Annotated in this window: 6 protein-coding genes; all 6 read right to left on the reverse strand. The window is 45.7% G+C overall.

What is annotated here, in order from left to right; translation table 11 throughout:
• Positions 1 to 69: 69 nt before the first annotated feature.
• The 6 genes from bamB to rlmN all read right to left on the reverse strand — a co-directional run bounded on the left by bamB (position 70) and on the right by rlmN (position 6,749).
• The gene (bamB, locus tag AC4MRV_RS12580) at positions 70 to 1,233 is read right to left on the reverse strand and encodes an outer membrane protein assembly factor BamB (protein WP_491187676.1); all 1,164 of its coding nucleotides are present in this window, start codon (positions 1,231 to 1,233) and stop codon (positions 70 to 72) included.
• A gap of 11 nt (positions 1,234 to 1,244) precedes the next feature.
• Complete coding sequence (locus AC4MRV_RS12585; RefSeq protein WP_491187682.1) at positions 1,245 to 1,859, reverse strand: YfgM family protein; 615 nt, start codon at positions 1,857 to 1,859, stop codon at positions 1,245 to 1,247.
• 60 nt (positions 1,860 to 1,919) lie between these two features.
• Complete coding sequence (gene hisS, locus AC4MRV_RS12590; RefSeq protein WP_491187677.1) at positions 1,920 to 3,188, reverse strand: histidine--tRNA ligase; 1,269 nt, start codon at positions 3,186 to 3,188, stop codon at positions 1,920 to 1,922.
• Between the two features lie 44 nt (positions 3,189 to 3,232).
• Entirely contained in the window at positions 3,233 to 4,351 is a 1,119-nt protein-coding gene (gene ispG / locus AC4MRV_RS12595; RefSeq protein WP_491187678.1) for a flavodoxin-dependent (E)-4-hydroxy-3-methylbut-2-enyl-diphosphate synthase, read from the reverse strand.
• A gap of 8 nt (positions 4,352 to 4,359) precedes the next feature.
• Positions 4,360 to 5,301, reverse strand: a complete 942-nt coding sequence (gene rodZ / locus AC4MRV_RS12600) for a cytoskeleton protein RodZ (protein WP_491187679.1) — start codon at positions 5,299 to 5,301, stop codon at positions 4,360 to 4,362.
• A 323-nt stretch (positions 5,302 to 5,624) separates the two neighbouring features.
• On the reverse strand, positions 5,625 to 6,749 hold the full coding sequence (rlmN, locus tag AC4MRV_RS12605; RefSeq protein ID WP_491187683.1) for a dual-specificity RNA methyltransferase RlmN: 1,125 nt from the start codon (positions 6,747 to 6,749) through the stop codon (positions 5,625 to 5,627).
• Positions 6,750 to 6,766: the final 17 nt, after the last annotated feature.

Raw genomic sequence — 6,766 nt, forward strand, 5'->3', positions numbered from 1 at the left:
GTTTTCAAAACAAACAAACGGCTCCCAACTGTTACCAGCTAGGAGCCGAATGTGAATTATATCACACGATTACTCGTTGATCGTCAGTTTCTTTACATTGCCATCGCGTGTCGTTAGCACGTAGCCGCCAGGAATAACCACTGGTGGAACAGCAAAGCCGCTACTATCAACTTGCTGTTTAGCAACGAACTCGCCACTATTGCGATCAACCCAGTAAAGGTAGCCTTCAGTGTCACCAACAACTACATAACCGTTGATAACCGTCGGCGCTGTTAACAAGCGATGTTCTAAACGCTCGTTTTTCCATAGCTCAGTGCCGCTTCGAGCATCAAATGCAGCCAGATGATCTTTATCTGTTACAACGAACAAACGGCTGCCATCACTAGCAATATCTGTTGCTGACGAATAGTTACGTTTCCAAGCAGGTTTACCTGTACGTAAGTCAATCGCAGTCAACTGACCGTTGTAACCAATGATGTAAAGCGTGCTACCTAGAACAAGCGGTGTCGCATCAACATCAACAAGTCGATCAATTTCAGTCGCACCTTGAGGAAGGCCAATTGGTTGTTGCCAAATTAGCTGACCACGCTCTGCAATCGCGGCAGCAAGACGACCATTTGCCGTCCCCCAGAATACACCGCCAGATACGGTAACTGGAGCACTGTTGCCACGTAAGGTGAGGTTTGGCACTTCCGTGCTGATAGCCCACTTTTGAATACCATCGTTTTGGTCAAGCGCGAGTACTGTACCTTTATTGGTATGTACAATCACTAAGTTGCTGTCTGTTGCCGGTGCAGCAAGTACTTCGCCGTCAACTTCTACACGCCAATTGAGTTCACCCGTTTCTTCATCAAGTGCGATCACCTCACCATTTTCACTACCGATAAACAGTTGGCTGTATCCAGCCGTGAGCCCACCAGACAAACGCGGTGAAACATCATCGACTTCTATGGTTTGTTCCCAAAGCGTCTTACCCGTTTCAGGGTCTAATGCTTTCACTTTGCCATCACGGCTCGCGACAAATACTTTATCGTAAGCGTACTCTGGCGAAAGCTTAGAGTAGTAAGAGTCAACACCATTACCAATTGAGTTACTCCAAAGGCTATCGGGAGTAAACTCACTATCAACCTGAGGAACAGGCGCCATGACAATGGTATCTTCTTCACTTGCACAACCTGCTAGTACGCCAGTTAATACGGCAACAGCAAGTGCTTTTTTCAGCATTTCCTTCATGCTTGTCGCCCTTACTTGGCTAAGTCATCCAACTTCATTTGCAGTGTTTGGCTTGCATCACCTGACTGCTGTGCTTCAGTATAAGCTGCGTACGCCGCTTGAGTGTCACCCTTACGTAGCAGGATATCACCTTTCTGTTCAGCAACACGACCAGCCCAACTCTCATCTGCAATTGCTGCAAGATCACTCAGCGCCGCATCAAAATCACCTTGCTCTGCTTTTAATCGCGCCAAACGGTAGTTGATTACAGCCAAGACTGCTTCATCTTTAGTCGCCGTTTTCGCCCACTCAAGCTGAGCTAGTGCTTCATCTAAATTGCTTGCTTCAACTTGCACTTTCGCCAACTGAAGAGCTGCTAACACTGCATATTGTGTGTCTTTATTAGCATCAATAAAGCCTTGAACAGCCGCTTCACCTGCTGCACCTTTCGCCGCAAGCTCTTGAACCGCTTGCGTGTAGCTTTCCGATGCTGCTTCTTGAGCCGCTGTTACAGAGTCTTGGTAGTAACGCCAACCGAATAGGCCACCAAGGCCAAGGACAGCGCCAAAAATGACCGCTTTACCGTTCTCTTTCCACCAATCTTTGATTGCTTCTACTTGTTGTTCTTCAGAATCGTAGAGTTCCACTTCCTGTCCTCTTACATCAAAAGTGGCAGCCTTCATAACTGCCACTCAAAAATCATAAAATTAAACTAGTTCAGCCAGTTTAGCGATAACGTCTGCTTGGCTCATAGTATCTTGTGTACCGCCAATCAGATCTTTAAGTACCACAGTGTTATCTGCGACTTCGTTCTCGCCGAGAACGAGAGCTACTGCAGCGCCTACTTTATCAGCACGTTTAAACTGCTTCTTAAAGCTACCGCCGCCAAAGTGGCTCATTACACGTAGTCCAGGAACTTGCTCACGTAATGTTTCAGCAAGCTTCATGCCTGCTAGCATTGTGCCTTCACCCGCCGTCACCATATACACATCTACACTGCGACGAACTTCTGTGAGCTCAAGCGTTTCTAGCATAAGCACTAGACGCTCTAGACCCATCGCGAAGCCAACTGCTGGCGTTGCTTTGCCACCTAGCTGTTCAACTAGACCATCGTAACGACCACCGCCACATACGGTACCTTGAGCACCTAGGCTTTCCGTGATCCATTCGAATACAGTACGATTGTAGTAATCCAAACCACGAACTAAACGCTCGTTAACTGTGTATTCGATACCTGCAGCCTCAAGAAGTTCACAAAGACCAGCAAAATGTTCTTTCGACTCTTCGCCTAGGTAGTCAGACAGACGTGGCGCATCGCCAAGGATGGCTTGAACATCTGGGTTCTTAGTGTCCAGTACACGCAGTGGGTTAGTGTGCATACGACGCTTACAGTCGTCATCTAAAACATCAATGTGTTGCTCTAAGAATGCGATCAGTGCAGTACGGTAGTTCGCGCGATCCTCAAGAGAACCGATAGAGTTAAGCTCTAGACGAACGTGCTTATCGATGCCTAGCTCACGCCATAGACGTGCTGTCATCATAATAAGTTCTGCATCAACATCTGGGCCATCTAGACCAAACACTTCCACACCACATTGGTGGAATTGGCGGTAACGACCTTTTTGTGGACGCTCGTGACGGAACATTGGACCCATGTACCACAGACGCTGCTCGTCACGGTTGATAAGACTGTTTTCAATACAAGAACGTACACAACCGGCTGTACCTTCAGGGCGTAGCGTTAGGCTATCACCGTTACGGTCTTCAAAGGTGTACATTTCTTTTTCAACCACGTCGGTCACTTCACCGATAGCACGACTGAATAAATGAGTCATCTCAACGATTGGCATGCGCACTTCGTTGTAACCGTATGCGCTAACTACGTTCTTCACTGTGTTTTCAAGTTTTTGCCACAGTGGTGATTGAGTTGGAAGGCAATCGTTCATGCCTCGAATTGCTTGGATTTTCTTTGCCACAGTTTCTTACCGTAAATAGGTTAACGTAACGAATTACGTTGAGATTAATCTTGTACTTTAATATCGATGCGATTCGCTTCATCCAGCGTTGAAGCCTTCGCTCGGATCTTCGCTTCAAGTTGATTCACGAGATCATTGTTGTCAAAACGCTCTTTTTGGCGCTTGCCATCTTCGTAGAAAGCGCTCTTTTTGTTACTGCCCGCAAGGCCTAAATGAGAAACTTCTGCCTCACCCGGACCATTTACGACACAACCGATAATGGATACGTCCATCGGAGTAATGATGTCTTCTAGACGCTCTTCTAGCGCGTTAACGGTACCGATAACATCAAATTCTTGACGAGAGCAGCTCGGACAAGCGATAAAGTTTATGCCGCGAGAGCGAATGCGCAGTGATTTTAGAATATCAAAACCAACTTTGATCTCTTCCACCGGATTCGCTGCTAGTGATATACGCAACGTATCACCGATACCTTCAGCAAGCAGCATACCTAAGCCTACCGATGATTTAACAGCGCCTGCACGAGCCCCACCTGCTTCGGTAATACCTAAGTGAAGTGGCTGATCGATTTTCTTGGCCAGCAAGCGGTATGAATCAACCGCAAGGAATACGTCTGACGCTTTAACACTCACTTTAAACTGGTCAAAGTTAAGGCGGTCTAAAATATCAACGTGGCGCATCGCCGATTCAACCAAAGCTTCCGGCGTTGGCTCACCATATTTCATCTGGATATCTTTCTCCAGAGAGCCACCGTTAACACCGATACGAATTGGAATGTTCTTGTCACGTGCACAATCCACTACAGAACGAATTCTGTCTTCGTTACCGATATTACCCGGGTTGATACGTAAACAGTCTACGCCGTATTCCGCCACTTTAAGCGCGATTCGGTAGTCAAAGTGAATATCCGCGACCAATGGGATGTTTACTTGCTGTTTGATCTGCTTGAACGCTTCTGCTGCATCCATTGTAGGAACAGACACGCGAACGATATCTGCACCGACATTTTCCAATGCGCGAATTTGAGCAACAGTTGCTTCCACATCTGTTGTTCGAGTATTTGTCATAGACTGCACCGCAATCGGTGCGCCGTCACCAATAGGCACATCGCCCACATAGATACGAGTCGATGGGCGACGTTTGATCGGAGATTCGTATTGCATAGTAATTTCTAAGGTAAGGTGAATCTTGCTACTTTGCCTGAAGTATACCCAGAAAGGTCGACAGGTTCACTTGCTAATGTCATTGAAACGTTTTCAGGAGCGCCTAAAACCACTTTATATGGTAGTTCACCCGTTAATTCTAACGTTTGTCCTGCTTTTTTAACGCCAGTAGAAACTGTCTGGCCAGACTTATCTTTCACTTGAATCCAGCAGTCGCCTTCAAACGTCATTGTCAGTAAGTTGGCGGCTACCGCAGGCTTAACTTCTGCAACCGGCTGACTCTCTTCGACTTCAACGGATGTTACAACTTCACTATCTGACGTCATTTCAGGTGACGGCTCTTGGATTGCTTCTACACTCGGCTCTTGCTCATTCTCAGAAACGGGCAACTCTTCAACAGCTTCAACCGCGTTGCTTTCATCCAATTCAGGAGCAATTACAGCAGGAAGCTCCGCCATCTGAGCATTTTCAAGTTGTTGCTCAAGTTCTAACTCTTGTTCAGTGGCTTCAGTTAAATCAACAATTGTTGTTTCTTGATTCTGCCACCACCAAACCGATGAGATACCGATAATAACGATTAAGATCCCCCATGTAATCGTCATGATACGGCTATCGTGCCTCTCGCGTTTCGTTTGACGGGAAAAGCTCTGCATTGGCTGCTCTTCTACTTCAGCACTTTCTGAGCATTCGTACGCAGCAAGTACTTCCGCTTCATCGATTCCAACCGCTTTTGCGTAAGAGCGCAGGTACCCTTTAGTAAAGGTAGCCACCAGATCGGAAGAAAATTGATTGTTTTCGATACTTTCAATGATTGAAACACGCAATCTGAGGCGATCAGCGATTTGCTTTTGGCTAAGTCCTAGTTGTTCTCGTTTCTGTTTAAGCAGAGTTCCTGCTTCTACCGCAGACAATGTCTGCTCTGATGCTGTCATGTCTTTTTCAGCTGTCATAGTCGTAATAATTCTCTTGACTGAATGAGTACGGTTTCCATCACTTTGATTATTATTTATTGGTAGTGACGCCAAATCCCGACTCAATGATTATTCGCTTGGACGTTGTACTCCAAATCAAACAACACTCCACAAAATTTCAAAGATGACTCTTTAGAGTGTTAACTTTCAATTCTAATAGATATCAAGGATGAAACAACACAAGAGATGTGCATAATTTACAGTCAGCTCAAGGTTTTTCCTTAATTTGACAGAAGATCTGTGTATTGGTGTAACAAAAAAGCCAGAGCAAGGCTCTGGCTTTACAACTTTAGACTTAAGTATTACACGGCTTTTACTTCGATCGCTTCACCTTTTGCGGCTTTGATCAGAGCAGTTCGTTTAGTACGGTCGATAACATCACCGACTAATTGACCACATGCAGCGTCGATATCATCACCACGAGTCTTACGAATTGTCACAGTATGTTCGTATTGCATTAGTGTTTTCTGGAAGCGGTCAATACGTGAGTTACTTGGCTTCTTGTATGGAGAACCTGGATACGGGTTAAATGGAATCAAGTTAATCTTACAAGGCGTATCTTTCATTAGCTCTGCAAGTTCACGTGCGTGGTCCATATCATCGTTTACATGGTCAAGAAGTACGTACTCTACCGTCACTTTACCGCGGTTCGCATTAGATGACGCGATGTAACGACGCACTGAAGCTAAGAAATCTTGAATATCCCAACGATCGTTAATCGGCATGATTTCACTACGGAGTTTGTCATTTGGTGCGTGAAGAGAAATTGCCAATGCTACGTCAATCTTACCCGTCATTTGATCAAGACCTGATACAACGCCAGATGTCGAAACCGTTACACGACGTTTCGATAAGCCAAAGCCTAAATCGTCCAACATGATTTCCAAAGCAGGGATCAGATTCTTCATGTTAAGCAGTGGTTCACCCATCCCCATCATTACTACGTTAGTAATAGGACGACGACCTGTTTCTTTTTCCAAACCAACTTCACGCGCAGCACGCCATACTTGGCCAATGATTTCAGAAACTTTCAGATTACGGTTAAAGCCCTGTTGAGCCGTTGAGCAGAACTTACATTCAAGCGCACAACCAACCTGAGAAGATACACATAGAGTTGCTCGATCATCTTCTGGGATATATACCGTTTCAACATCTTGATCACCAACCTTCATTGCCCATTTAATGGTACCGTCTGAAGAGTGCTGTGCTTCAGCAACTGTCGGTGCTTTTATCTCACAACGATGTTGCAGTTTTTCACGTAGCTTTTTATTAATGTTGGTCATGTTGTCGAAGTTATCGACACCGAAATGGTAGATCCACTTCATGACTTGATCTGCTCGGAACGCCTTCTCGCCGAGTTCATCAGCAAAGAACTTACGCATACCTTGGCGATCAAAGTCGAGTAGATTGATTTTTTCAGTGGTCATGTGGCCTCTCAAGCGAC

The sequence above is a fragment of the Vibrio sp. genome, from assembly GCF_984391705.1.

What these genes read in the sequence shown, in the direction of transcription:
- bamB (WP_491187676.1), bottom strand. Translation starts at nt 1,233, where the DNA reads ATGAAGGAAATGCTGAAAAAAGCACTTGCTGTTGCCGTATTAACTGGC.
- ispG (WP_491187678.1), bottom strand. Translation starts at nt 4,351, where the DNA reads ATGCAATACGAATCTCCGATCAAACGTCGCCCATCGACTCGTATCTAT.
- rodZ (WP_491187679.1), bottom strand. Translation starts at nt 5,301, where the DNA reads ATGACAGCTGAAAAAGACATGACAGCATCAGAGCAGACATTGTCTGCG.
- rlmN (WP_491187683.1), bottom strand. Translation starts at nt 6,749, where the DNA reads ATGACCACTGAAAAAATCAATCTACTCGACTTTGATCGCCAAGGTATG.